This window comes from Pokkaliibacter plantistimulans, from assembly GCF_003194385.1.
GTDB lineage: Bacteria > Pseudomonadota > Gammaproteobacteria > Pseudomonadales > Balneatricaceae > Pokkaliibacter > Pokkaliibacter plantistimulans.
Map to the genome: position 1 here is coordinate 24,626 of NZ_LAPT01000027.1, position 25,877 is coordinate 50,502.

Sequence of the window (25,877 nt, forward strand, 5' to 3'; positions counted from 1 at the left end):
GCCAGTGTCCGATCACAATCCCCCACTAAATGATGACCCCTTCGCACAGCGAGAAGCTGAAAAATACGATAACCCCGTACCCAGTCGCGAGTTTTTGCTGGAATATCTGCAGAACTTCGCGGGTCCAGCGACTCACGAGCAGCTGTGCGAGGCGTTGGAACTGCATGACGAAGAGCGTATCGAAGCCCTGCGTCGTCGTTTGCGGGCGATGGAAAGAGATGGACAGCTGATCTTTACCCGCAAAGGGGGATACGGCCTTGTCAACAAGATGGACCTGATCGCTGGTCGCGTGATGGGACATCGTGATGGCTTCGGATTTGTCGTGCCGGACGATGGCTCTGACGATCTCTATCTGCACGAGCGTCAGATGCGAGCGGTGTTTGATGGTGACCGGGTACTAGTGAGAGTGCGTGGTGAAGACTTCAAGGGGCGACGTGAGGCGGCCATCGTTGAAGTGGTTGAGCGTGCGGTTTCTCGCCTAGTTGGTCGCTACTTCGAAGAGTACGGCAACGCGTTTGTCACGCCGGATAACACCAAGATCGCTCAGGATGTACTGATCCGAGCTGATGGCAGTGTCCGTGCTCGTCAGGGGCAGGTTGTCCTGGTCGAAATTGATGAATATCCCAGTAAGCGCGGCCACGCTGTCGGTCGAATTGTTCAGATTCTGGGCGATCATCTGGCGCCAGGTATGGAAACCCAGGTTGCTATCTACAACTACGGCATACCCAATGAATGGTCCGATGAGGCGCTGGCGGAACTGGATGCCATCGCGGAAGAAGTGGCTGAATCTGACAAGCAAGGGCGAGTCGATCTCCGTCATCTGCCGCTGGTGACCATTGATGGTGAAGACGCCCGCGATTTTGATGATGCCGTCTACGCTGAACGTAAGAAAGGCGGAGGCTGGCGCTTATATGTTGCTATCGCCGATGTGTCTCACTATATCCGCCCCGGAACGGCGCTGGATCAGGAAGCACTGAAACGCGGCAACTCCACATACTTCCCGGGGCAGGTGGTACCCATGCTGCCGGAGAAGATCTCTAATGGTCTGTGCTCGCTTAACCCTCAGGTAGATCGCCTGGCTATGGTGTGTGAGACCACGATCAGTGCCGCTGGGAATATCAGTGGATATACATTCTATGAGGCGGTGTTCCAGTCGCGGGCACGATTGACCTATACCAAGGTCAGCCAGATGCTGGAGCGCCCTGACAGCAGTGATGGTCAAGAGCTGAGGCAGCGCTATTCGGCGCTGGTACCCCATCTGGAAGCGTTGTTTGAGTTGTATCATGCGTTGCGGGTAGCACGAGATGTGCGCGGTGCGATCGATTTTGAAACAACGGAAACGCGTATTGTGTTCGGTGAGGGGCGCAAGATTGATCAAGTGGTACCAGTGCAGCGCAATGAGGCTCACCGCCTGATTGAAGAATGTATGCTGTGTGCCAACGTCTGTGCTGCCCGATTCCTGCAAAAGAACAAGTTGCCTGCATTGTATCGTATCCATGAAGGGCCAAAAGCCGAGCGTCTGGATAAGCTGCGAGCCTATCTGGCACCGCTGGGTCTGAACCTCAGTGGCGGCGACAAACCGCAGCCTTCTGATTATCAGGCACTGCTGAGCAGTATTCAGCAGCGACCAGATTATCACCCGATCCAGACCATGCTGCTGCGCTCTATGAGTCAGGCGGTATACAGCCCCGATAATGAGGGGCATTTTGGCCTGGGCTACAAGGCGTATACGCATTTCACTTCACCTATCCGCCGCTATCCTGATCTGCTGGTGCACCGTGCTATCCGTGCTTTGCTGCGTCGTGAGCAGAATGAAGGGGCGCTGTATGGCTACCACTATGATCTACAGGCCATGGTGGCTTTGGGTGAACAATGTTCCTCGACCGAACGCCGCTCCGACGAAGCATCGCGTGATGTCGTGTCATGGCTGAAGTGCGAGTACATGAGTCACCGGGTAGGTGAGGAATATCACGGCGTCATTTCTGCAGTGACCAACTTCGGCTGCTTTATCGAGTTGAGTGAAGTCTATGTTGAAGGATTGGTGCATGTCAGTGGACTGCCCGGTGACTACTATCATTACGATGCCGCCTTCCAGCGTCTGAAAGGGGAGCGTACCGGCAAGAGCTTCCGTCTTGGTGATCAGGTACGGGTAAGAGTCAGTCGCGTCGATCTGGATGAGCGGAAAATCGACTTTGAACTGATAGAAGGACCGGCACGCCGGGTGAGTAAGTCCGTTCGGGATCGCTTGCGTGACGGCGATATTCCTCCTGCACCTGCACGAACGGCGTCGCAAGAAAAAGTCGGTACGACCGGGGCAAAGTCAGGTGGTAAAGGAGTGGGCAGCCGTAAACCCAAGGACAGCAGTACTGCCAGTGCTGGTAAGGAAAAGAAAGCACGTAAGGCGAAGGTAAAGGCCAGTATCAAGGCCAAGCGTAAGGCCAAAGAAACCAGCCGCGCCAATAAAAAGCACGCGCAGCCACATTGAGTAACGTTGCATAAGATTGACCTCGGCCTAGTTGCCGGACTGAGTAATAGACATGTCACAGAATTTGGATTGGGCTTTTGGTCTGCATAGTGTGCAGACCTTGCTGAAGCGGGATGCCAAGCGTATTCGCGAACTATGGGTACAGCAGGGACGCCGGGACCAGCGCATTGAAACAATACTGGAACTGGCACAAAGCAAGTTTGTGAAGGTCAAGCTTGTCAGTCGCCAGGAGCTGGATGCCGAGGTTGAGGGGGTGCATCAGGGGGTTGCGGCGAAGGTTGAACCGCAACGTGCGCAGACTGAGAACTGGCTGGAAACTTATCTGGACCAGTTGGAGGATACCCCCTTTATTCTGGTGCTGGACGGCGTGACAGATCCTCATAATCTGGGTGCCTGTTTACGTACTGCGGATGCCGCAGGTGTTCACGCGGTGATCGCCCCCAAAGATAAATCTGCGCCACTGAACAGCACCGCTGTCAAAGTAGCTTGTGGAGCCGCTGAGGCCGTGCCTTACGTACAGGTAACCAACCTTGCTCGTACCCTGCGCAGCATGCAGGAACGGGGTATCTGGATGATTGGTACGGCGGGCGAGGCAGAACAAACCGTCTATGAGGCCAACCTCAAAGGGCCGATGGCACTGATCATGGGCGCTGAAGGCAGTGGTATGCGGCGTTTGACACGGGAGTGCTGTGACACCTTGGTCAGCATTCCGATGGCTGGAGAGGTCAGTAGCCTGAACGTTTCAGTTGCTACGGGAGTGTGTCTGTTTGAGGCGGTACGTCAACGCCAGCTCTGATTGAGCGTTCACGCTAGCCTGCTGGTGGATATGCCGTGATGTCAGATTTGCAAGTTGGTTGTTACCTTTGGGGACCGGCCGAACGCTGCCTAACGTCATAACGAGTTACTGTTTCCCGAGGGCTTTATACCTGCTGCCAGCGTTCGAGGTTATACGAGCGCTGGCGGTGTTAGCTTGTCGCAATTGGAAAAGTATGTCGCGCACTGGCTTGCAACTGATGAAAAGTTGGGAAAGAATCTCCCGCTTTTTCGATTCCTGAGAAGACAAAAGAGATGCTAAAAAAAGAGTCCATTCATGGCATGTGGGCCAGTCGCTGGGTATTTATCATGGCGGCGACCGGTTCTGCAGTGGGATTGGGTAACATTTGGAAGTTTCCTTACATCACTGGCGTTAACGGCGGTGGTGCCTTTGTTCTGGTTTATCTGTTGTGCGTGGCGCTGATCGGTTTGCCGCTGATGATGGCGGAAGTGTTTATCGGTCGTCGTGGTCGGCAAAGCCCTGCAAACTCGCTGCGTGACGTTGCAGAGGAGTCTGGCCGCAGTACCAACTGGCAATTTGTTGGCTGGATGGGCGCACTCGCTGGCTTTCTGATCTTTGGTTTCTACTCGGTAGTGGGCGGTTGGGTGTTAGCCTACGTCAGCGATATGGCGCAGGGAACCTTTAATGGTGCTGGCGCTGAGCAGGTAGGCGCGGCGTTCAAGGGGCTATTGGCTGACCCCGTGACCATGCTGATCTGGCACAGTGTTTTTGCTTTTCTAAGCATGATCGTGCTGGTCAAAGGGGTTAATGAAGGGCTGGAGCGCAGTATCCGCATACTGATGCCTGCGCTGTTTATTCTTCTGTTTGTGGTGCTGGGGTATGGTATCAGCACTGGGCGTTTTGCTGATGCGTTCCATTTTATGTTTGATTTTGAGCCTGAAAAGCTGACCTGGAATGCGGTGCTGGTTGCGCTGGGGCATGCTTTCTTTACCCTCAGTCTGGGAATGGGGACCATGATTGCCTATGGTTCCTATATGACAAAGCAAGCGTCTATTGGTAGCACTGCGATGGCGGTTGTGTTCCTGGATACCTTCGTTGCTCTGGTTGCCGGTTTGGCTATTTTTCCTATCGTCTTTGCCAACAATATGGATCCCGGTGCAGGTCCCGGGCTGATGTTTGTCACTCTGCCGGTTGCCTTTGGCAATATGCCGATGGGGCAGATATTTGGTTTCCTGTTTTTTGTGCTGGTCGCTATTGCAGCCTGGACATCCGCCATTTCACTGATGGAGCCCTCGATCGCTTTCCTGGTTGAGCGCTTTGGTTTCCGTCGCCCGATGGCATGTCTGGTGCTGGGCGTAGTCGGATGGTTACTGGGTATTGCAGCACTGTTGTCATTTAACGAGTGGAGCAACGTGCACCTGTTCGGTAAAGGGATCTTTGATTTCCTCGACTATGTGACCGCCAATATTATGTTGCCGCTGGGTGGTCTGTTCGTCGCCATTTTCTCCAGCTGGATCGTCAAGAGCCGCTTCAGCCACGAAGAGCTGGGCGTTTCTGCTCTCTCATACAAACTGTGGTTCTATGTGACCCGTTTTGTAGCCCCCATACTTGTGTTGACAGTGTTTATCTTTAACCTGTTCTTCCAGTAAGTTCGGTAGAGAGTACGATCTGCGAGACAGCGGGTGCAGTGGCACCCGCTTTTAGGAGGATTCATGACAACGGTAGATCGCAGTGCGTTGGTCATGCACTCAGCTGCATCCATGTTCGATATCGTGAACGACGTGGCCGCCTACCCACAGTTTTTGCCCTGGTGCTCCGCGACCCGAATCATTTCGGTCACTGATGAGGAGATGGTGGCTTCTGTTGACGTAAGTAAAGGGGGTCTCAAGTACACCTTTACGACCAGGAACCGACTGCAGCGTCCAGCCTTCATTCAGCTGGAGCTGGTTGAAGGGCCGTTTCGGAAGCTGACCGGTAAGTGGGATTTCAAGGAACTGAATGAGCAGGCATGTAAAGTGTCGCTCAGTCTCAGCTTTGACTTTGCTAACAAGCTGGCCGGAATGGCGATGGGCAAGGTGTTCAACCAGATTGCTACCACGATGGTAGAGGCGTTCTGCAAACGGGCAGAGGTACTTTATGGCAAAGCCTGAAGCAAAGATGATCAGTGTCGAAGTGGCATATGCTTTGCCTACTGATCAAATGATCATCCCTCTGCAAATTGAGGAAGGTTGCAGCCTTTACCAGGCCGTAGTGCAGTCGGGCATTGTAGATTACTACCCGGAAATTGATCCTGAAACTCAACCCATGGGAATCTTTGGGAAAGCGGTACGTAATCCAAAGCAGCAGGCACTGCGCGAAGGAGAGCGGGTTGAATTATATCGACCACTTAAAGTAGATCCGAAGCAGGCACGTGCTAATCGGGCAGCTAAGGCCAAGGCTGGCCGAGCAGATTAAACATCGTGGCAGTGTAAGGTAGCGGTGGGCTATAAAAGGGATGTTTGAAGGTAGCGTAAATAGAGGCTGATCAGCAGGCAAAAGCTGCCGACTGATCAGACTGATATGGTCATTACTGGGCTTTATCTGCCGCAGTCGGGCCGCTCTCAGCAGGTGCGCCCGGGCGCATATCGCCTTGTACGTTGGCTAGCTTGTCGTTCTGGAAGTACAGGCTGATAGTCTTGCTCTCCAGTTCGCCATCGGCTTTTTCAAGGCGATAGATATAGTCCCAGCGCTGCTGATTGAAAGTGTCCACCAGTAATGGCGTGCCAAGCACGTAGCGCACTTGCGCTTTGGTCATACCAGGCTTGAGCTGGTTGAGCATGTCCTGAGTAACCAGATTGCCCTGCTGGACTTCAATGCGGTGAATGCCCGGGAAATATGAACAGGCACCTAGAAGCAAGGAGCAGCTTAAAATGAGTGCTTTTTGCATTGCCTAATGACTTCCAATATCTTCGTTGGCACGGAATAATACATGATGTTGCCACCTACTGCGAAGAGCACAGAGAATTTGCTTATGGCATTAGAAAATCAAGAGCTGCGCAAAGCCGGCCTGAAGATCACCCTCCCGCGTGTCAAGATCTATCAGATCCTGGAGCAGGCTGGTGAACAGGATCACTGGAGTGCAGAAGATATCTATCGGATTCTGATGGAGCAGGGTGAGGATGTTGGCCTGGCCACCGTTTATCGCGTGCTGACTCAGTTCGAAGCTGCAGGTTTGGTGGTACGTCATCATTTTGAAGGTGGCCACTCGGTATTCGAACTGTCATCGGATGACAAGCATGACCATATCGTATGCGTGAAATCAGGTGTTGTACGTGAGTTTTCTGACCCTGTTATCAACAAACGTCTTCAGGAAATTGCCGAAGAGAATGGTTTTATCCTGACTGATCGGACTATCTACCTGTATGGCATCTATAAAGATGCTGATAAAGAAAGGAAGATCTGATCCTTATCTTCAGGCGTACTCATCTATGATGACTGCGTTTAACTAAAAAGCCTGCATGCGCAGGCTTTTTCATTTCTTCAGAGACGTCGTGTGCACCTACATTACTTTAAAACTCAGTGTGGAAGCTGGTTGAGCATTGCTTCGGCATGAGCTCGGGCATGATGGGAAAGCTCAGAGCCACCTAGCATACGGGCAATTTCGTCTACTCGCTGATTATCACTTAGGCGATGAATGCGAGAGTGGGTCAGACCTTGGCGAACCTCTTTGCTGACAAATAAATGATGATGCGCCTGAGCGGCAACTTGCGGCTGATGGGTAACACACATGACCTGTACCCGATCTCCCAGTTGGCGCAGCAGTTTGCCAACCACCTCCGCAACAGCACCGCCAATCCCGACATCCACCTCATCAAAAATCAAGGTAGGCATGGTACTGGCGTGAGCGGCCACGACCTGAATGGCCAGGCTGATGCGTGATAACTCCCCTCCAGAGGCCACTTTATGCAGGGCGCGTGGTGGCTGGCCAGGATTGGCGCTTAATAAAAACTCGACCTGGTCAATACCCTTGGCATTGTATTGTGCTGCTTCCAGGCGGCTGACCTGAGCAATAAAGCGGCTATGAGGCATGCTCAATGCACGTAACTGTTCCACTACTTGATTGCTCAGACGTTCTGCTGCTTGTTGGCGTTGTTCACTGAGTTTCTCGGCCAGCATCAGATAGCGTTCAAGATGAACTGCTACGTCTGCCTCTAGAGCGGCCAACTGGTTATCATCAATATTAAGCTCTGCCAGCTCTGATTCTAACTGCTGTTGAAATGCCGGAATCCCATAAGGGTCAATACGATGTTTCCGGGCGAGGGAATAAATCAGATGCAATCGCTCATCAACATCCTGTAATCGTTCGGGGCTGATCTCACACTGATCCAGACCGTGCTGAAGTGAGTTCATTGCCTCATCCAATTGAATGGCAGCACTATCAAGTAACGTGTCGACTTCATCCAAGATGGAGCGTGGCAATTGCATCTGATTAAGCAATGAACGGCATCGACGTAACTGATCCTGCAGGTTCTCGTCGCCATCGCGGGTGAGCTCGACAAGTTGTTGGCCTAAACGCAGGTTATGTTCGGCATTGGCAAGGATTTTCTGCTCCTGCTCCAGTTCCTCAAGCTCGCCCTGGCGCACATTCAGCTGTTGAAGCTCCTCTACCTGATAACTCAATAGCTGTACCTTCGCTTGATCTTCTTCACTACGTTCTTGCACTGTTTGCCAGTGCTGCAAGCGCTTCTGCCAGCTTTTAAATGACAGGTTAACTGCTGTTGTTGCTTCTGTCAGTTGTGCATAGTCGTCAAGAAAGTACTGATGGGTGTGGGGATTGAGTAGTTTCTGGTGAGCATGCTGGCCATGGATTTCCAGCAGATGTTCACCCAGTTGTCGTAACTCTTGTAAATTGCATGGCTGGCCATTGATCCAAGCACGTGATCTGCCCTCGGCACTGATAGTGCGGCGCAAGATGCATTGATGATCCTGAAGCAGCTCGCGCTCTGCCAGCCATTCCTGTGCCTGGGGAATGGCTTGAATATCAAAGCAGGCGCTTATATCTGCCTTGTCACTTCCGTGTCGGACACAGCCAGCATCGCCCCGGTCACCGAGTGCCAGAGCCAATGCGTCCAGCATGATGGACTTGCCTGCACCTGTCTCGCCGCTGATGGCAAGCATCCCGCCGGGAAGCTCGAGATCCAGATGTTCAACAATAGCAACGTTGCGAATGGTAAGTTGGCAGAGCATGACGTTTCCCCGTCATAGACTGGTTTTATATCCAGTAGTTTATCCAGCTTTTCGTCTAGCGCAATGGCTTTTTGCTGACATTTTAAACAGTGTGATGACTTGAAAGTGCTGTGATCGTTCCCATATTGCTGCCCAACTTGTTCCCCCTGACTATCTGGTGGGGGCACCAAGGCAATGCCTTGCCGGTGATGAATGAACAGAGATTGTTAAGACTTAACCAACAGCTTAAGAGGATTGGCCCATGGCGAACCACGAGAACACTGTCCCTGAGCAGGACGAAGTGAAGGACGCGATTGCAGAAGAGCAGTGTGAAGCTGGGCAGACTGCAGATGTTGAACCTAGTGTTGAAGCGTTGCAGAGCGAAGTAGACCAGCTGAAACAGCAGCTCAATGACGCTCGTGAGCAGGCGCTGCGTGCACAGGCAGAGATGCAGAATAGCCGCCGTCGCGCCGAGCAGGAAGTGGAAAAGGCACATCGTTATGCGCTGGAAAAGTTTGCCGGTGAGCTACTACCCATCGTCGACAATCTGGAGCGAGCCATTCAGTCGTCTCAGGGGGACAACGAGCATCTGCTGGCTGTGCGTGAAGGGGTGGAGATGACCCTCGATCTGTTTGTCAAAACATTGGAAAAGTTCAATGTTGGTACTGTGCATCCTGTCGGCGAAGACTTTAATCCAGACCTGCATCAGGCGGTGACCATGATTCCGCACCCGGAAATGGATGCGAACAAGGTCGTTGATGTCATGATGAAAGGCTATACCCTCAATGGTCGCCTGCTGCGTCCTGCGATGGTGGTGGTTTCTAAAGGTAAGGCCTGAAGTTGTTAAAAAAAGTAAGGTCTGGACTTGAAATAACTGAAAGCGGACCAACCTTACAAGCCAAGCTGATTTAGGGAGCAAGGTGCTCCCCTGAGAATGAATTCTGAGGTTTGAATACTATGGGCAAAATTATTGGTATCGACTTGGGAACCACCAACTCCTGCGTGGCCGTACTGGAGGGGGATAAGGTTCGCGTCATTGAAAATGCTGAAGGCGCACGTACTACGCCTTCTATCGTCGCTTATGCTGACGACAGCGAAGTGTTGGTTGGTCAGCCTGCCAAACGCCAGGCCGTTACCAATCCTCATAACACCCTGTATGCAGTCAAGCGTCTGATCGGTCGTAAGTTTGCTGATGATGTCGTGCAGAAAGACATCAAGATGGTGCCGTACAAAATTGTTGGCGCTGACAATGGCGATGCCTGGGTAGAAGCCAAAGGCAAGAAAATGGCTCCTCCGCAGGTGTCTGCTGAAGTGCTGAAAAAAATGAAAAAGACCGCTGAGGACTATCTTGGTGAAGAAGTCACCGCGGCGGTTATTACTGTTCCTGCTTACTTCAATGACTCTCAGCGTCAGGCAACCAAAGATGCTGGCCGCATCGCGGGCTTGGATGTCAAACGTATTATCAACGAGCCAACTGCCGCGGCACTAGCATACGGTATGGACAAGAAGGGAGGCGACTCCAAGATCGCTGTCTATGACTTGGGTGGTGGTACTTTCGATATCTCTATCATCGAGATTGCTGATGTTGATGGTGAAAAACAATTTGAAGTACTGTCTACCAATGGTGACACCTTCCTGGGTGGTGAAGACTTTGACCTGGCGCTGATTGACTATCTGGCCAGCGAGTTTAAAAAGGAAAGCAGCATTGATTTGAAGGGTGACCCTCTGGCCATGCAGCGTCTGAAAGAAGCTGCGGAAAAGGCCAAGATTGAACTGTCTTCTGCTCAGCAGACTGACGTTAACCTGCCATACATCACTGCTGATGCAACAGGTCCCAAGCACCTTAACATCAAGGTGACCCGCGCCAAATTGGAGTCTCTGGTTGAGGACTTGGTGCAGCGCTCACTGGAGCCTTGCCGTATCGCGTTGAATGATGCCGGTCTGAAGCCTGCTGAAATCGACGAAGTTATTCTGGTTGGTGGTCAGACTCGTATGCCGATGGTGCTGGAGAAAGTGAAGGCTTTCTTTGGTAAAGAGCCACGTCGTGACGTAAACCCCGACGAAGCGGTAGCAATTGGAGCCGCTATTCAGGGCGCCGTATTGTCTGGTGATGTAAAAGACGTGCTGCTGCTGGACGTCACCCCGCTGACGCTGGGTATCGAAACCATGGGTGGCGTGATGACTCCGCTGATCGACAAGAACACCACTATTCCGACTCGCAAGTCGCAGGTGTTCTCGACTGCTGACGATAACCAGACTGCTGTCACTATCCATGTCTTGCAGGGTGAGCGTAAGCAGGCTACTCAGAATAAATCGCTGGGTCGTTTCGATCTGTCTGATATTCCTCCCGCGCCTCGCGGTGTACCACAGATCGAAGTCAGCTTTGATATCGATGCCAACGGTATTTTGAACGTCTCTGCTAAGGACAAGGCCACAGGTAAAGAGCAGTCTATCGTTATCAAGGCTTCATCCGGTCTGAGTGATGAAGAGATTGAAAAGATGGTGCGTGACGCTGAAGCCAATGCTGCCGAAGACAAGAAGTTTGAGGAGCTGGTGCAGGCACGTAACGGTGCCGACGGCATGGTTCACACTGCCCACAAGACGCTGAAGGATGCTGGTGATAAGGCCACTGCTGAAGAGAAAGCAAAGATTGAAGCAGCAATCAAGGCGGTGGAAGAAGCGCTTAAAGGGGATGATAAAGACGTCATCACCAGCAAAACAGAGGAACTGACTGAGGCACTGTCTGGTCTGGCGCAAAAAATGTATGCAGAAGCTGCAAGCCAGGAGCAGGCTTCAGGTGGCGCTCAGGATGCTGGTGCCAAGCAGGATGATGCGGTTGACGCCGAGTTTGAAGAAGTGAAGGATGACAAGAAGTAAGAGTCTTTCACTTGTTAGCGGATTATCCACGTAATTCGCTGACAACTTGGCTTTGAAGTTGACGAAGGCGCAGGTAGACTGCGCCTTTTCCATTGGAGTCACCGGCAGTGCCGGTACAGCTAGCCAGCGAAGATCATGTCAAAACGCGATTTCTATGAAGTGCTGGGGCTGCAGCGCGATGCCTCTGAGCAGGACATCAAGAAAGCCTACCGGCGCATGGCCATGAAGTTCCATCCGGACCGTAATCCGGATGACAGTGAGGCGGAAGCCAAGTTCAAAGAAGTGAACGAAGCCTACGAAGTGCTGTCCGATGCCCAGAAAAAGGCCGCATACGATCAGTTCGGCCATGCCGGTGTTGATCCCAATGCCGCAGGCGGCTTTGGTGGGGGTGGTTTTGGCGGGGGCAGTTTCCAGGATATTTTTGGGGATGTCTTCGGCGATATTTTTGGTGGTGGTGGCGGCTTTGCCCGTGGTGGACGTGGCGGCCCTCAACGTGGCTCGGACTTGCGTTACACCCTGGAGCTGGAGCTTGAAGAAGCTGTCAAGGGCTGTCAGAAATCCCTGACAATTCCATCTTTGTCAGAGTGCGACACTTGCCATGGCAGTGGAGCGAAAAAAGGGACTCAGCCACAGACCTGTTCTACCTGCGGTGGCGCGGGGCAGATTCGTATGCAGCAAGGCTTCTTCTCTGTGCAGCAGACGTGCCCTGCCTGTCACGGCAGTGGCAAGGTAATCACTGATCCTTGTGGCGATTGCCATGGTCGTGGTCGGGTTGAGAAAACCAAGACTCTTAGCGTCAAAATTCCGGCAGGTGTTGATACTGGTGACCGTATTCGTCTTTCAGGTGAAGGTGAGGCGGGAGTGCAGGGTGGTCCGGCAGGCGATCTGTATGTACAGGTATCGGTACGTGAACATCCGATTTTTGAGCGTGATGGCAAGAATCTGTTCTGTGACGTGCCGGTCAGCATCGTTGATGCTGCTCTCGGTGGAGAGCTTGAAGTGCCAACACTGGATGGTCGTGTCCGTCTCAAGATTCCGACGGAAACTCAGACTGGCAAGCAGTTCCGTCTGCGTGGCAAAGGCGTGGTGCCGGTCCGTGGCGGTGCAGCAGGTGACCTGATCTGTCGTATCGTGGTCGAGACTCCGGTCAATTTGACGGCACGTCAGAAAGAGTTGCTGCAGGAGTTTCAAGCAACAATGAAGGACCAGGATGAGCGCCATGCGCCTCGTACCAAATCCTTCTTTGATGGCGTGAAGAAGTTTTTTGAGGACATGAAGTAAGCGGATGCAGTGGTATTCGTGACAGGAAAGGGCGACCATGGTCGCCCTTTTTCTTTATAATCTCGCCACCTCTGAATTTGACTGTGAAGACAGGATAACAACATGACGCGTATTGCCATCATGGGTGCTGCCGGCCGAATGGGGCGCAACCTGATTGAAGCGATCCAGCAGCACGATTCTGCGACTCTAGGTGCCGGGATCGTGTCCATGGGCAGCAGCCTGGTAGGTGCAGATCTGGGCGAAGTGGCCGGGATTGGCAAGCTGGGTATTTATGCCAGTGACAGCCTCGACAAGGTGGTCAGCGATTTCGACGTGCTGATCGACTTTACCAAACCGGATGTCACTGAACAGACCGTCGCCTTCTGTGCTGCCCATGGCAAAAAACTGGTGGTGGGCACCACCGGTCTGAATGATGCCCAGAAGCAACAGATTACGGATGCGGGTGCGCGCACGGCCATCGTATTCGCACCGAATATGAGTGTGGGTATCAACGTTTGTCTCAAGCTATTGCAGCTGGCCGCACAGACGCTGGGTGAGGGGTACGATATCGAAATTATCGAAGCGCATCATCGTCATAAGATTGACTCTCCGTCCGGGACTGCCCTGCTGTTGGGGGAAGTGGTTGCTGATGCATTACAGCGTGATCTTAAAAGCTGTGCCGTTTACGGGCGCGAAGGTCAGATTGGAGCTCGTCCCGCAGAGCAGATCGGTTTCGCTACGGTGCGTGGTGGCGATGTGGTAGGTGACCATACTGTGCTGTTTGCGACTGAGGGTGAGCGTATTGAAATTACCCACAAGGCATCCAGTCGTATGACCTTTGCCAAGGGCGCGGTACGTGCAGCGGTATGGCTGGATGATAAAACCACAGGCAACTTTGACATGCAGGACGTACTGGGGTTGCGTCAGGCATAAGGTCTGCGTCTGTACTGTCTTGAGCGAGTGTCTCAGTGTGGCGGTGAGTGGCGTCAAAATTGCCTAAATGCTGTACAGCTGGCTTGCATAGTGCCAGCTGCATCACTAAAATACTGTGCTCTTTGAAATACCCTATCTATCCTCCTTGCTTCTTAACTGTGCAGCAGTGTGCTGTTAAGGGGCTGTTAACCCGTAAGGAGCTTACATGCGTCATTACGAAATCGTGTTCCTGGTACATCCGGACCAGAGCGAACAAGTTCCAGCCATGATCGAACGTTACACCACTATGATCGAAGGTGTTAACGGTAAGATCCATCGTCTGGAAGATTGGGGCCGTCGTCAGCTGGCATACCCAATCAACAAAATCCACAAGGCACACTACGTGCTGATGAACGTTGAAGCGACCCAGGAAGTCATGGACGAACTGGAAGATCTGTTCCGCTACAACGACGCTGTTATCCGTAACATGGTTCTGCGCCGTAAAGATGCAGTAACCGAAGTATCCCCAATCAAAGCTGCTGAAAGCCGTGAAGAGCGTCGTCCCCGTCGTGAAGACAACGCTGCTAATGCAGAGCAGAACGACGTAGCTGAAAAAGCAGAAGAAACCAGCGAAGAATAAGCTGAGTTTTCTTTTACTTAACTGATTGAGGAGTTTTACAGATGGCGCGTTTTTTCCGTCGTAGAAAGTTTTGCCGCTTCACAGCCGAGAATGTGAAGGAAATCGATTACAAAGACATCGAAACCCTGAAGGGCTACATCACCGAGACCGGCAAGATTGTTCCTAGCCGTATCACCGGTACCCGTGCCCGTTATCAGCGTCAGCTGGCGACCGCTATCAAGCGTGCTCGTTTCCTGGCTCTGCTGCCTTACACCGACAGCCACAAATAAGGAACCGCTAAGGCATGCGTGCACTTGCTGAGTACCTCATGCAAGGCCGCAGACAGGCCTTACTGGTTGCTGTTGTTTGTGCCGCACTACCAATGATGTTTTGGCTGAGTGCGGCAACCGTGAGCCTGGTGACCTTGCGTAGAGGCTACCGGGAAGGCGTAAAGATTGTAGTCTGGGCCTTGCTGCCCACACTGGCTTGGTGGGCCATGGGTGATCCCACGCCACTGATGAGCTTGCTTGGCACCTTTATACTGGCCTGGGTGTTGCGGGCGACAGTGTCGTGGCCCCAGGTCCTGTTGGTATCAACGCTAGTTGGCTTGTTGTTGAGTGGTGTGCTGCCCATGGCCCTGCAGGCTCTGGTCAGCCAACTGCAGACCCTCAGCGACAGCTGGCTGGCGTCAGTGGTAGACGGTCCTGTACCGAGTGATGCCCGATACTGGCTGATGCAATTACTGATGGGCGCTCTAGCGGCTTTTCAGTGTGCTATCAACCTCGGCAGTGTGATGATGGCGAGAGCTTGGCAAGCAGATCTTTACAATCCCGGTGGTTTCAGAGCGGAATTTCATCAGCTCAGGCTGCCGGCCTGGCTGGCACTGGCGTTAGGCTTTGTTCTGATGCTGGGAGCGGGAGCTGGCCCCGAGTGGCTGCGTTGGCTACCGGTGTTGTCTCTGCCGCTGGTCGTTGCAGGGTTAGCCTTGGTTCACGGGGTAATAGGTATCAAGGCACTGGGTAAAGCATGGCTGGGTGCACTTTATGTGGCACTGCTGCTGCTTGGACCGTATGTGTATCCTTTATTGATGCTGCTGGGTGTGATCGACTCGTTGATCAATATCCGCAGAAGACTTAACCCGATGGTCTGACCCGGGTTGTGCAAACAGAGGTTTACGAGATGGAAGTTATTCTGCTCGAGAAAGTCGGCAAGCTGGGTGGCTTGGGCGACAGAGTTAAAGTTAAAGCTGGTTATGGTCGTAACTTCCTGATGCCTTACGGCAAGGCAGTTATGGCTACTTCTGCTAACGTTGAAGCTTTTGAAGCCCGCCGTGCCGAGCTGGAAAAAGCAGCTGCCGATAAGCTGGCTACTGCCCAGTCTCGCGCTACTCAACTGGCTGAAATCGAACTGTCTATCGTTGCCAAAGCCGGTGACGAAGGCAAACTGTTCGGCTCTATCGGTACTCGTGATCTGGCTGATGCCATCACTGCTGCCGGTATCGCTGTAGACAAGTCAGAAGTTCGTCTGCCCAATGGCGCTCTGCGTCACACTGGCGAATTCGAAGTAGCTATCCAGCTGCACCCTGAAGTGTCTGCCAAAGTTACCATCATCGTGGTAGCTGAATAAGCTGACGCTTTATCGGTCGTCGTCAAGATGACTACAAACACCCGCTTCGGCGGGTGTTTGTGTTTATGCCCTATCAGAGTCCACTGAGTTATGGTGAGATTCCCAGGCGAGCTGCTCTGGTATAGGGTAATAGCCCGGTTTGTCTATTGAGACTGATGTTGATGGATACGCTTCCCGACCAGGAAACAGAAGCCTTAAAGCTCCCTCCTCATTCAATTGAAGCTGAACAGTCGGTACTGGGTGGTGTCCTGCTGGATAACCAGGCCTGGGATACCGTCGCTGAGCAGCTGACCGAAGACGATTTCTATCGTCGCAATCATCGCCTGATCTTCCGGGCCATGGCGCAGCTGATCAGTCAGCAGATGCCTCTGGATATCATTACGCTGTCGGAGGAACTGGAGTCCCGCGCAGAGCTTGAGCATGCCGGTGGTCTGGTTTACCTCGGAGAGCTGGTACAGAACACGCCGAGTACTGCCAATATTCGCGCGTATGCCGAAATCGTGCGTGATCGCTCACTGCTGCGCCAGCTTATTAGTATCAGTGGTGAGATCATGGACCTGGCGTATCATCCGGAAGGGCGGACCGGTCCGGAGGTGCTCAATGAGGCGGAAGCCAAGGTATTCAAGATTGCAGAAAGCCGGACCCAGGCTTCGGGCCCAGTGGGCGTAAACCCCATTCTGGCGCAGACGATCGAGCGTATCGATTTGCTCAATCAGCAAGGTGGCGAAATGACCGGTGCCAGTACAGGCTTCTCTGATCTGGACCGGATGACCTCGGGTATGCAGCCATCGGACATGATTATCGTCGCTGCGCGTCCTTCCATGGGAAAGACTACCTTTGCCATGAACGTTGTGCAGAACGTGGTCGTGCAGGGTGACAAGCCGGTGCTTGTATTCAGTCTGGAGATGCCTGCCGAACAGCTGATGATGCGTATGCTGGCGTCCCTTGGCAAGATCCCGCTGGGGAATGTGCGTACCGGACAGATGGATCCCGAGGAGTGGACCCGTCTGACGGGAGCAGTGCATATGCTGCGTAACAAGCCGCTGTATATTGATGACCAGCCAGGTCTGACGCCCAGTGAGATGCGTGCCCGTGCCCGGCGAATTCATCGTGAGCATGGCTCCATGGGGCTGATCATGGTCGACTACCTGCAGCTGATGCGGCTGGGTGGCAACGTTGAAAGCCGTACTCAGGAAGTGGCAGAGATCTCGCGCTCGCTGAAGGCGCTGGCGAAAGAGCTGCATTGCCCGGTAATTGCGCTGTCACAGCTCAACCGTAGTCTGGAAAATCGTCCCAACAAACGTCCTATCAACTCCGATCTCAGGGAGTCAGGCTCCATCGAGCAGGATGCCGACGTCATCATGTTTATCTACCGTGATGAGGTCTATAACGAAGATTCTCCCGACAAAGGGGTGGCTGAGATCATTATCGGTAAGCAGCGTAACGGCCCCATCGGCACCTGTCGGCTGGCCTTTATCGGTAAATACACCCGCTTTGAGGATCTGGCACGAGAGATCTATGACTCCTACAAGGATGAGTACTAGCACGCTTGCCAGAGAGTGCCGTGCGGCAGCGGTTCGTCAGTCGGGAATCAGGCTGGCGAATGCCGCTGGCATAGCCACCTTGCTACGGCTGCCGTAGTCAAAAAATACCAGCGCGGTTTTGACCAGCGCGATTTCCTTGGCATCACTCTCGCGGATCATGCGATAGAACATGTCGCAACCATATTCAAAGGCATCCATCAGCCCTACGCTGATATTCAGCACCTCGCCATGAAAGGCTTCGGCGCGAAACTGAATGGCGGCGTCGGCCATGATGATGCCACAGCCCTCAATGTTCAGCTCCTGCCAGCCATACTGGGCGAGAAAGGCTATACGTGCCTCATGTGCCAGACCGAGAATGGCACTGTTGCTCAGGTGACCGCCGTAGTTGATATCCTGAATGCGGATCGGCAGCGTCAGTTGAAACAGACTCTGTGCCGGTAACGCCAGTCTTATCCTTGCCATACTGTCCTGCCTCTTACGTCCAGATAGATCTGTTGTTGGCCTTTGCTGATCAATCGATTTTCTTGCTTATATCGAGCATTTGATTTTGTTTCTGGTGGATTCGCTTCCTGAGCAAAATAGTCGCCCTGTTTATGACTGGGGCGCTGCACTGGAGTGAATACTGCTACTACTGGACTCCCGGAGTCCATGCTCGATCAATTGGCCAGCTGTGGTTACGTGGTGCTGCCCGATGAGCACAATCCCCTGCTGGAGCAGACTCTATTGCAGGCTTTATACCAGGATATCAGCTGCCATTATCAGGCCAATGCACTGGAAGAGGCCAAAGTGGGTCAGGCACGGCAACGAGTTGAGTCAATTCGTGCTGACGAGATTGCCTGGCTGGAAGGCAAGGCTATCTGTCAGCAGCAGTTTCTGCAGGTTGCAGAGGGCTGGATGGCAGAGTTCAATCGCTCGCTGTTTCTGGGGCTGAATGCCATGGAGTTTCATTACGCCCGCTATCCGGAGGGCGGTGGTTATGCTTTGCACTGGGATAACTTCCAGGGAAATAACCAGCGTATTCTGACGTTTATCACCTACCTCAATCCGGACTGGCAGCCAGGTGATGGGGGGGAACTGCTGCTCTATGCTGATGATGAGCAGCAGTTGCTGGCATCGGTAGCACCACGTTGGGGGACCACGGTGTTTTTTCTGAGTTCAGATTTCCCGCATCAGGTGCTGCCGGCGGTGAAGCCTCGCCGCAGTCTTACTGGCTGGTTTCGGCGCAATCATCCTCTTGATTGGTAAACACCGGCACCAGGGACTGCACGAAACGCTCTGCACATTGCTGCCAGCTATTGGCTTCGGCGAACTGGCGGCAGTCGGCTCTGGATAGTGACAGGCACTGCATGGCAGCCTTGGCCAGATCCTGCTCCAGATAGCCAGTGACGCCTGGCTGCACCACGTCAATGGGGCCGGTCACCGGAAAGGCGGCAATCGGTGTACCGCAGGCCAGCGCTTCCAGCATGACCAAACCAAAGGTGTCGGTCAGCGAAGGAAAAACAAATACATCCGCGCGAGCATACTCGTCCACCAGCGCCTGTCCCGTCTTGAAGCCGACCCATTCGGCATCCGGGTAGCGGGCCTGCAAATCCGCCCGCGCAGGCCCGTCACCGACTACCCGCTTGCGCCCCGGTAGGCGCAAGCGCAGGAAAGCTTCGATATTCTTCTCCACCGCTACCCGGCCGACATAGAGAAATACCGGATCAGTATTGGCTGGGCGCTGCTGGGGCCTGAACTGCTCGGTATCCACTCCTCTGCCCCACACCTGCAGGTGTTCAAGGCCAGCGTTACGCAGTTCCCGGGCATTGCTTTCTGTGGTGACCAGCACCTGCTGGGATGGACGATGAAACCAGCGCAGGAATTGATAACCCCAGCGCAGGGGAACCCAGCTGAAGCGACTGGAGACGTACTCAGGGAATTTGGTGTGCAGTGAGGTGGTATAGGGAATGTGGTGCTTGTGCAGGTAGCTGCGGGCGGCGATGCCGAGCGGCCCCTCGGTGGCAATATGCACGGCATCAGGCTGGCAGTCATGTATCAGTTTGCCGACCTGCCATGGGGTAAGCACCAGACGGATATCTGGGTAGGTGGGGCAGGGCAGGGTGCGAAAGCGCGCAGGATGAATGATCTCCACCGCCAGCTGTTGCTGCTGCAGGTAGGTGACCATGTGCGTCAGGGTGGTAACCACGCCATTGATTTGTGGGTACCAGGCGTCAGTAATCAGCAGCAGTTTCTTCACGTGCTGCTCTCCAGCTGGGGCAGCGACGTGGCAACCACGGTTTCACGCTGGCGTACCCAGGCGATCAATGAAATCTCGCCCTGCATGTCCTCCACCAGCGCGGTACAGGATTCCACCCAGTCGCCGCAGTTCAGGTAGCGAACCTTACCGATATCACGAATTTCGGCGTGATGAATATGGCCACAAACAACGCCGTCGAAGTTGCGCTTGTGACATTCATGAGCGAGTGCTTCCTCAAATTCACCGATGAAATTGACGGCTTTCTTGACCTTGTGCTTGAGGTAAGCCGAGAGCGACCAGTAGCCAAAGCCAAAGCGTCGACGCAGATCGTTCAGCCAGCGATTGAGTACCAGTAGCATTTCATAGGCGGAGTCACCGAGGAACGCCAGCCAGCGGTGATAGCGAGTGATAACGTCAAACATGTCACCATGCAGGATCAGCAAGCGTTCGCCTTTGGCAGTGATGTGTTCAGCCTCATCCGTCAGTGTGATGTTACCCAGCTGCAATGTGGAATAGCGGCGGAGGAACTCGTCATGATTACCTGTCACGTAGGTAACGCGGGTGCCACGCTTGGCCATGGTGAGGATGCGGCGCAACACGTTACTGTGGCTTTGTGGCCAGTACACGCCCTTGCGCATACGCCAGCCGTCGATGATGTCCCCGACCAGATACAGCTGTTCGCAGTCGTGGTGTTTGAGAAACTCCGTCAGCAGCTCGGCCTGACAGCCTTTGCTGCCCAGATGGGTATCCGAAATCCAGATACTGCGGACGCTGCGTTTTGCTGAGGCATTGCTGGCCATGTACGGCTCCTGACGCTGGACGCCTACCCGATATGCGCAAGTGACTGATTTCCCAGAGGACTTGCTATGGAGCGCGATCGAGAGGGCAGACGGTTGTGCAAGTCAAAGCCATGCTAAGCAGCAAAAATGACGTATTTATTGCGAAGCGTTTCTCCCGTGCTTATTCCTTGGTCAGTGAGGGGGAAATCAACATAGGAGGACTGGAAAATACCGGGGCAGCAAAAGGAGTTCATGGCGTGGCAGGAGGTATAAGCGCAGCTGCCGGCAGGCACCGGCAGCCAGAGTCGATAGCGATCAGTTCAGATAGTCGGCCAGTACCTGACAGGTGGTAGCGGTCAGCTGTGCCACTTCATTCTGGCTCATGATGAACGGCGGCATCATGTACACCAGTCGTCCGAACGGACGCAGCCAGATACCCGCCTCTACCAGCTGCGGCTGCAGGATACGCATATCGACCGGATGCTCCAGCTCGATGACGCCGATGGCGCCCAGGCAGCGTACCTCCCTGACGCCGTGCAGACTGCGGGCAGGCGCCAGTCCGCTTTCCAGCCAGCCTTGCAGCGCGTTGACCTTTTGCTGCCAGTCGCTCTCCAGCAACAGCTCAATGCTGGCATTGGCTACTGCACAGGCCAGCGGGTTGGCCATGAAGGTCGGACCGTGCATGAAGCAACCCGCGCCGCCAGCGGAGATCGTTTCGGCGATGGCCTTAGTGGTCAGCGTCGCCGCCAGGGTCATATAACCGCCGGTCAGCGATTTGCCAAGACAGAGAATGTCGGGGCTGATTTCGGCATGTTCGCAGGCGAACAGCTTGCCGGTCCGGCCAAAGCCGGTGGCGATTTCGTCAGCAATCAGCAGTACCTCATAGCGATCACACAGGGCTCTGACCCCCTGCAGATAGGCAGGATGATAGAAGCGCATTCCACCAGCACCCTGTACGATGGGCTCCAGAATGACGGCGGCAATCTGCTGGTGGTGCTGTTGCAGGGTGCTCTCCATTTCCGCCAGCTCCTCAGGATGCCATTCGCCATGGAAGGAACTCTGAGGGGCAGCGACAAAAAACTGCTCAAGAATGGCGCCTCTGAACAGCTCGTGCATGCCCGTTTCCGGGTCGCACAGTGACATCGCCCCTGTGGTGTCTCCGTGATACCCATTGCGCAGGGCCAGCAGTCGTTGTCTACTGCCCTGACCGCGTGCCTGCCAGTATTGAATGGCCATTTTCATGGCGACTTCGACGGCTACCGAGCCTGAGTCGCAGATAAATACCTTGTCCAGACCCGCTGGCGTCAGCTCCACCAGATGACGGGCGAGACGGATGGCCGGGGCATGGGTCAGGCCGCCAAACATGATATGACTCATGGCATGGGTCTGATCGATCAGGGCCTGATTCAGCCGCGGGTGATTGTAACCATGCACGGCAGCCCACCATGAGGCCATGCCATCCAGCAGAACCTGGCCATTGTCGAGGTAGATCCTGACTCCTTCAGCCGCACGCACGGGAAAGACTGGTGCAGGGTTGAGCATGGAGGTGTAGGGGTGCCATATATGATCGCGATCAAAGGCGAGATCGGTGGCTGACAATTGCATGAGCGTGTTCCTGTACTAATCTAAGTCGGTAGTCGGGTACGTAGACATCGTTAAGCATGCGATGCGGGGTGTAGGGTGAGAACCCGGGAATAGCGCCGAGTGTCTCATATATTCATAAACAGGAGGTTAAAGCGAATGAACAAATCCAAAGTCGTTGCTATTGGTGCGGTCTCTGGTCTGCTGGCGTTGGGCGTGATGAGCCATTCCGCCATGGCGGCCAGTGACAAGGAAAAATGCTATGGTGTGGCCATGGCGGGCCAGAATGACTGTGCCTCCAATGGCCATGCCTGCGCCGGGCAAGCCACCAAGGACAAAGATCCCGGTGACTGGAAATATGTAGCCAAAGGCACATGCGAGAGTATGGGCGGCATGCTGAAAAAGTAAGCTTTTTACTTCTACACGTTCCGACTGGTGCCTCAGCAGGGTACCAGTCGTTCTTCTCTCACCACCTCGTCTCCTTTCACCACCTCGTCTCCTTTCACCACCTCGTCTCTATGCCGCGATGTCTGCTGTGGGATAACAGCTGTTTCAGCTTGCCATAGTACTGTGACTTGGGCTGCAGAGCCCTGCTACAGCGACTCTATTGCGACTACGGCAAAGCCGTCGTCACTCGCCTCGAACAGAATATTGAAGTCATATAGTCGCAGGCCGTAACGACGGCCATCCTGCCCTTTCTGATAGGCCGGACGGGGATCCTGTGCCAGCACCTGTCGCAGCAGCAGGCGCAAGTCGGGGAAACCGCCTCGTTCAAGTTGTTGCAAGTGCTGCTCCAGTGGCTCATCCCAGCTGACAATGTGCTGTGGTGGCGGAGCATCAACGAAACCGCCGCGGGCTTCAGGATGACTGTCGACAAAGGGGACGTAAGGCTTGATATCCAGAATCGGTGTGCCGTCCAGCAGGTCCGCTCCTCCCAGCTCCAGGATACTGTGATTGGCTGCATGACGGATGCCAAGCAAGGGCACAACTGACAGACCAATAGGGTTGGGGCGGAACGGACTGCGGCTGGCAAAGACACCGACCCGGCGATTCCCACCCAGACGTGGCGGACGAATGCGGGGCTGCCAGCCACGCTCGATATGTTCATGAAAGACAAAGGTTAGCCACAGGTGGGAAAAGCCTTCGATGTCATCCAGACTGCTGGCCGGAATGTGCTGGTCAAGATGCAGTTCAATACGGGCGGCGGTCACCAACCCGGGCTGGCGGGGGATGCCGAACTTTTCCTTATAGGGCGAGTGAATAAAGCCAATGGCCTGAAAGTGAAAGTCGGTCGACACGGGGTGCTATTCCTGTTGCTGTGGTCAGGGTTGTCGCAAGGGGCGTTACTATAGGGGCTGTCAGCATCTGACTCCAGTCGGGTCATCCTGCTCCGCCAGGTGGGAGTGAATTGCGTCCTGATAGGCTACGAGATCAGTGCAGATAGCTCATCGGGTTGACGGCCTGACCATGAATGCGCACCTCAAAATGCACGTGCGTGCCATTGGCATGACCGCTGTTACCCATACGTGCTACCGGCTGCCCTTGCTGGACTGTCTCCCCCTTGTCCACCAGATTCACGCTGTTGTGGGCATACACCGTCTGAAAGCCGCCACCGTGATCGATGATGATGATGCGGCCGTAACCACGCATATTACCGCTGAACACCACCTTGCCCTGACCTGCTGCTAGTACTGATGTACCACTGGGGCCACGGAAATCGACGCCGTTATGCATGCGGCCATCGCGCATGCCGAAGCCGGAGGAGTAGTCAGGATGACTGACCGGATAGGCCAAGTGCCTGACTACTGCATCCGTCGGTACTTTCAGCTTATCGCCGATTTCAATGCGGCTGGGGTTGGCATCTGGGTTCAGGCGGCTCAGGGTTTTGACGCTGATGCCATAGCGACGGGCGATGCTGTAAAACGTGTCCCCTGCCTTGACGTAGTAGGTCTGGGTATCGCTGGGAAGAGGCGGGTTGCTGCCGCAGCCGCCAAGCAGCAGGGCCAATATCAGTAAGGGTAGAGCGAGACGCAGTGAGCGCGGGGCGTTCAGAGTGCTCAGCAATGACATTCATCCTCCTTGAAGGTGATGGTCTGATTCCTGGGCGGTCCGCAGTGTGACAGCAGTGCCTGCTGCCACAAGGGGCTGCCCGTGCTCTGAATCACAAGGGGGCGCAGGTATGCCTAACGTGGAGACTGCAGCTGCTGGCTGGGAAAGTTCGCCGCATTAAGGCGAGCCAGCAAGCCATCAGGCCCGGGCATGTGCAGTGCCCCTACGACAACGAAAAAGGTACCACTGCTGCGCAGTAAGCGGATCAGTTTGTCTGCCATTTCCGCATTACGCTGACTGTTGAGCCGGTCCAGATAGGCTTTCAGGCGCGGGTCATCACCGGCTTCCTGTTCTGACTGGCGATAGACTGCAGGGCCATCCCCGCGGCGCCAGGCCTGATACAAGCAGGGCAGAAAGTCTTTGTCCTGTTCCATCTGATCCAGCGTACTAACCAGATTGGCCACCTGAATATTCATATCGGGGACAGCGATGGCCTGCAGCTGACTCTCAAGTGTTTCCAGCGCCAGGATCTGCCGGTTGCCGGCGCGACGCATAAAGTAGTGATCAATACCGGCCGTAGTGTCAAATCCCTGCCGCTCAGCATCTGCCAGTACCAGCTGTGTACCTGCACGCCAGGGCTGCCAGGGTTGCATGGCGTTGTAATCCAGCCCCAGTTGTTGAGCATGCTGACGTAACCGTTGCTGATCCCTGGCTGAGAGCAGGTCTGACAGTCGCTGGCCGTTTTGCAGGTTACCGTAGTGATCGAACAGCTTCTGCTGGGCGGGCAGGGGGAGGTCGGTGGGATTGATTTCTACCACCAGATAGTCAGACAGCGAAAATGCCGCTTCCACCGCTTGTGGCAGGGGATAGCCCTGCGGCGGGAAGGCATGCAGGGAACCGAGCAGATACAGCGTGGCAGTCTGGGAACGAATCTGCCAGGCAAAGACTGGCTGAGCGCTGGCCAGCTGGGGTACCAGCCAGAGACACAGGGCCAACAGCCAGCCTGATAGTGCGAGTGGTATTCGGTATGGGCGCATAGTGCCGCGTTCTCCTTGAGGTGAGCTGCAGCTCAAGCAAATTGCCGGGGCCTGAAAATCGTTGCTATCGGTCAGTGGTGGGGCGTCCGGGCCAGACACCACAGTTGCAGTCGGGTGATCTGCTGGCTGCGCAACAGTGCAGCAATGGCGTTGGCGGTCGCCCCGGTCGTCATGACGTCATCAATTACGGCCACATGACGGTAACCGGGATTGCCGCGCAGCGCAAAGGCTGAGCGAAGATTGCGTCGCCGGGCCCGGGCACTCAGGCCTTGTTGTGTAGCAGTGGCTTGCGTGCGCTGCAGATAGTGGGTGTCGACCTTGATCTGCAAATGCCGGGATAGATACTGCGCGAGCCACAGGCTGTGATTGAAGCCGCGCTGCTGCAGACGCTGACGGTGCATGGGGACTGGCAGCAAGACCTCTGGAGGCTGTAGCCCTGCTTCCTGCCAGGCGCCTAGCATCAGGCTGGCCAGCAGCCGACCTGCACTGAAGTCAGCCTGATATTTCCAGCGGCTAATCAGGTACGGCAGTGGCGTTTCATAACGCCATGGACTCCAGACCCGGTTATACAGTGGCGCCTGTTTCAGACACTGACCGCACAGCCCCGTCGCACTCTGTGCCTCCAGAGGCAAGGAACAGCCCAGACAGGCCGGCTGGTTGAAGGGCATGTCCTGCTGGCAGCCAGTGCAGAGCAAACCTGTCGGGGGGCGAGGATGACTCCTGCAAAGGACGCATGGGTAAAATAACTGGTTAAAAAAAGATCTGAAGTAAACCTTGTTATTTTTCATTGGTTGACTCATTCCCTGAGCTGATTAAGATGGCGGTATTCCTGATACCCCTGCGGAATCGCTGCTGTGCTGACCAGACCTGCAGTGCAGGGGTAAGTATGTTT

27 protein-coding genes are annotated in these 25,877 nt (G+C 54.4%); 17 read left to right on the forward strand and 10 right to left on the reverse strand.

Annotated elements, in window-relative coordinates:
- The first annotated feature begins 4 nt into the window (after nucleotides 1-4).
- The 5 genes from rnr to WH50_RS06705 all read left to right on the forward strand — a co-directional run bounded on the left by rnr (nucleotide 5) and on the right by WH50_RS06705 (nucleotide 5,714).
- On the forward strand, nucleotides 5-2,485 hold the full coding sequence (gene rnr, locus WH50_RS06685) for a ribonuclease R (RefSeq protein WP_110186637.1): 2,481 nt from the start codon (nucleotides 5-7) through the stop codon (nucleotides 2,483-2,485).
- A 52-nt stretch (nucleotides 2,486-2,537) separates the two neighbouring features.
- Complete coding sequence (rlmB, locus tag WH50_RS06690; protein WP_104156843.1) at nucleotides 2,538-3,281, forward strand: 23S rRNA (guanosine(2251)-2'-O)-methyltransferase RlmB; 744 nt, start codon at nucleotides 2,538-2,540, stop codon at nucleotides 3,279-3,281.
- 272 nt (nucleotides 3,282-3,553) lie between these two features.
- A complete protein-coding gene (locus WH50_RS06695; protein WP_110186638.1) occupies nucleotides 3,554-4,909 on the forward strand; it encodes a sodium-dependent transporter in 1,356 nt (451 codons plus the stop codon).
- 63 nt (nucleotides 4,910-4,972) lie between these two features.
- Nucleotides 4,973-5,410, forward strand: a complete 438-nt coding sequence (locus tag WH50_RS06700; RefSeq protein ID WP_110186639.1) for a type II toxin-antitoxin system RatA family toxin — start codon at nucleotides 4,973-4,975, stop codon at nucleotides 5,408-5,410.
- Nucleotides 5,397-5,714, forward strand: coding sequence for an RnfH family protein (locus WH50_RS06705; protein ID WP_243410020.1), 318 nt, complete (start codon nucleotides 5,397-5,399; stop codon nucleotides 5,712-5,714). Before WH50_RS06700 ends, WH50_RS06705 begins: the two co-directional genes overlap by 14 nt.
- 112 nt (nucleotides 5,715-5,826) lie before the next feature.
- On the opposite strand, the gene WH50_RS06710 is transcribed toward WH50_RS06705, so the two are convergent.
- Entirely contained in the window at nucleotides 5,827-6,186 is a 360-nt protein-coding gene (locus tag WH50_RS06710; RefSeq protein WP_110186640.1) for an outer membrane protein assembly factor BamE, read from the reverse strand.
- A gap of 84 nt (nucleotides 6,187-6,270) precedes the next feature.
- Here WH50_RS06710 and fur point away from each other — a divergent pair, with 84 nt between their 5' ends.
- Entirely contained in the window at nucleotides 6,271-6,702 is a 432-nt protein-coding gene (gene fur / locus WH50_RS06715; protein WP_104156839.1) for a ferric iron uptake transcriptional regulator, read from the forward strand.
- Nucleotides 6,703-6,815: 113 nt separating this feature from the next.
- Here fur and recN read toward each other — a convergent pair whose 3' ends face one another.
- On the reverse strand, nucleotides 6,816-8,486 hold the full coding sequence (gene recN, locus WH50_RS06720) for a DNA repair protein RecN (RefSeq protein WP_110186641.1): 1,671 nt from the start codon (nucleotides 8,484-8,486) through the stop codon (nucleotides 6,816-6,818).
- A gap of 241 nt (nucleotides 8,487-8,727) precedes the next feature.
- Here recN and grpE point away from each other — a divergent pair, with 241 nt between their 5' ends.
- The 9 genes from grpE to dnaB all read left to right on the forward strand — a co-directional run bounded on the left by grpE (nucleotide 8,728) and on the right by dnaB (nucleotide 17,303).
- Complete coding sequence (gene grpE, locus WH50_RS06725; RefSeq protein WP_110186642.1) at nucleotides 8,728-9,303, forward strand: nucleotide exchange factor GrpE; 576 nt, start codon at nucleotides 8,728-8,730, stop codon at nucleotides 9,301-9,303.
- Between the two features lie 119 nt (nucleotides 9,304-9,422).
- Nucleotides 9,423-11,342 (forward strand): molecular chaperone DnaK, encoded by a 1,920-nt coding sequence (dnaK, locus tag WH50_RS06730; protein WP_110186643.1) that lies wholly within the window; start codon nucleotides 9,423-9,425, stop codon nucleotides 11,340-11,342.
- Between the two features lie 135 nt (nucleotides 11,343-11,477).
- Entirely contained in the window at nucleotides 11,478-12,623 is a 1,146-nt protein-coding gene (gene dnaJ, locus WH50_RS06735) for a molecular chaperone DnaJ (protein ID WP_104156835.1), read from the forward strand.
- A 102-nt stretch (nucleotides 12,624-12,725) separates the two neighbouring features.
- Nucleotides 12,726-13,535, forward strand: a complete 810-nt coding sequence (gene dapB / locus WH50_RS06740) for a 4-hydroxy-tetrahydrodipicolinate reductase (RefSeq protein WP_110186644.1) — start codon at nucleotides 12,726-12,728, stop codon at nucleotides 13,533-13,535.
- Nucleotides 13,536-13,740: 205 nt separating this feature from the next.
- The gene (gene rpsF / locus WH50_RS06745) at nucleotides 13,741-14,154 is read left to right on the forward strand and encodes a 30S ribosomal protein S6 (protein WP_104156833.1); all 414 of its coding nucleotides are present in this window, start codon (nucleotides 13,741-13,743) and stop codon (nucleotides 14,152-14,154) included.
- 41 nt (nucleotides 14,155-14,195) lie between these two features.
- Nucleotides 14,196-14,423 carry a 30S ribosomal protein S18 gene (rpsR, locus tag WH50_RS06750; RefSeq protein ID WP_104156832.1) on the forward strand — a complete coding sequence of 76 codons (228 nt, stop codon included), beginning with the start codon at nucleotides 14,196-14,198 and terminating at the stop codon, nucleotides 14,421-14,423.
- Nucleotides 14,424-14,437: 14 nt separating this feature from the next.
- The gene (locus WH50_RS06755; RefSeq protein ID WP_110186645.1) at nucleotides 14,438-15,283 is read left to right on the forward strand and encodes a YybS family protein; all 846 of its coding nucleotides are present in this window, start codon (nucleotides 14,438-14,440) and stop codon (nucleotides 15,281-15,283) included.
- Between the two features lie 29 nt (nucleotides 15,284-15,312).
- Entirely contained in the window at nucleotides 15,313-15,759 is a 447-nt protein-coding gene (rplI, locus tag WH50_RS06760) for a 50S ribosomal protein L9 (protein WP_104156830.1), read from the forward strand.
- A gap of 155 nt (nucleotides 15,760-15,914) precedes the next feature.
- On the forward strand, nucleotides 15,915-17,303 hold the full coding sequence (gene dnaB / locus WH50_RS06765) for a replicative DNA helicase (protein WP_110186646.1): 1,389 nt from the start codon (nucleotides 15,915-15,917) through the stop codon (nucleotides 17,301-17,303).
- A 36-nt stretch (nucleotides 17,304-17,339) separates the two neighbouring features.
- Here the strand turns inward: dnaB and WH50_RS06770 are convergent, their stop codons facing one another.
- Entirely contained in the window at nucleotides 17,340-17,765 is a 426-nt protein-coding gene (locus WH50_RS06770) for a thioesterase family protein (RefSeq protein WP_110186647.1), read from the reverse strand.
- Nucleotides 17,766-17,951: 186 nt separating this feature from the next.
- Between WH50_RS06770 and WH50_RS06775 the strand changes: the two genes are divergently transcribed.
- The gene (locus tag WH50_RS06775) at nucleotides 17,952-18,548 is read left to right on the forward strand and encodes a 2OG-Fe(II) oxygenase (RefSeq protein WP_110186648.1); all 597 of its coding nucleotides are present in this window, start codon (nucleotides 17,952-17,954) and stop codon (nucleotides 18,546-18,548) included.
- Here WH50_RS06775 and WH50_RS06780 read toward each other — a convergent pair.
- From WH50_RS06780 to bioA, 3 genes are all read right to left on the reverse strand, one after another.
- Nucleotides 18,508-19,539: a glycosyltransferase family 4 protein gene (locus WH50_RS06780; RefSeq protein WP_207780212.1), complete on the reverse strand. Its 1,032-nt coding sequence runs from the start codon at nucleotides 19,537-19,539 to the stop codon at nucleotides 18,508-18,510. The genes WH50_RS06775 and WH50_RS06780 overlap by 41 nt on opposite strands.
- Nucleotides 19,536-20,339, reverse strand: a complete 804-nt coding sequence (locus tag WH50_RS06785) for a UDP-2,3-diacylglucosamine diphosphatase (protein WP_110186649.1) — start codon at nucleotides 20,337-20,339, stop codon at nucleotides 19,536-19,538. The genes WH50_RS06780 and WH50_RS06785 overlap by 4 nt, the downstream gene beginning before the upstream one ends.
- A gap of 294 nt (nucleotides 20,340-20,633) precedes the next feature.
- Nucleotides 20,634-21,923, reverse strand: coding sequence for an adenosylmethionine--8-amino-7-oxononanoate transaminase (bioA, locus tag WH50_RS06790; RefSeq protein WP_207780213.1), 1,290 nt, complete (start codon nucleotides 21,921-21,923; stop codon nucleotides 20,634-20,636).
- 135 nt (nucleotides 21,924-22,058) lie between these two features.
- On the opposite strand from bioA, the gene WH50_RS06795 reads away from it, so the two are divergent.
- Nucleotides 22,059-22,307: a BufA1 family periplasmic bufferin-type metallophore gene (locus WH50_RS06795; RefSeq protein WP_110186650.1), complete on the forward strand. Its 249-nt coding sequence runs from the start codon at nucleotides 22,059-22,061 to the stop codon at nucleotides 22,305-22,307.
- A 185-nt stretch (nucleotides 22,308-22,492) separates the two neighbouring features.
- Here the strand turns inward: WH50_RS06795 and tsaA are convergent, their stop codons facing one another.
- The 4 genes from tsaA to WH50_RS06815 all read right to left on the reverse strand — a co-directional run bounded on the left by tsaA (nucleotide 22,493) and on the right by WH50_RS06815 (nucleotide 25,785).
- The gene (tsaA, locus tag WH50_RS06800; protein ID WP_110186651.1) at nucleotides 22,493-23,197 is read right to left on the reverse strand and encodes a tRNA (N6-threonylcarbamoyladenosine(37)-N6)-methyltransferase TrmO; all 705 of its coding nucleotides are present in this window, start codon (nucleotides 23,195-23,197) and stop codon (nucleotides 22,493-22,495) included.
- Between the two features lie 133 nt (nucleotides 23,198-23,330).
- Complete coding sequence (locus WH50_RS06805) at nucleotides 23,331-23,969, reverse strand: LysM peptidoglycan-binding domain-containing M23 family metallopeptidase (protein ID WP_110186652.1); 639 nt, start codon at nucleotides 23,967-23,969, stop codon at nucleotides 23,331-23,333.
- Between the two features lie 113 nt (nucleotides 23,970-24,082).
- A complete protein-coding gene (locus WH50_RS06810) occupies nucleotides 24,083-24,985 on the reverse strand; it encodes a TraB/GumN family protein (protein WP_110186653.1) in 903 nt (300 codons plus the stop codon).
- A gap of 71 nt (nucleotides 24,986-25,056) precedes the next feature.
- Nucleotides 25,057-25,785 carry a ComF family protein gene (locus WH50_RS06815; protein ID WP_341476824.1) on the reverse strand — a complete coding sequence of 243 codons (729 nt, stop codon included), beginning with the start codon at nucleotides 25,783-25,785 and terminating at the stop codon, nucleotides 25,057-25,059.
- Nucleotides 25,786-25,877: the final 92 nt, after the last annotated feature.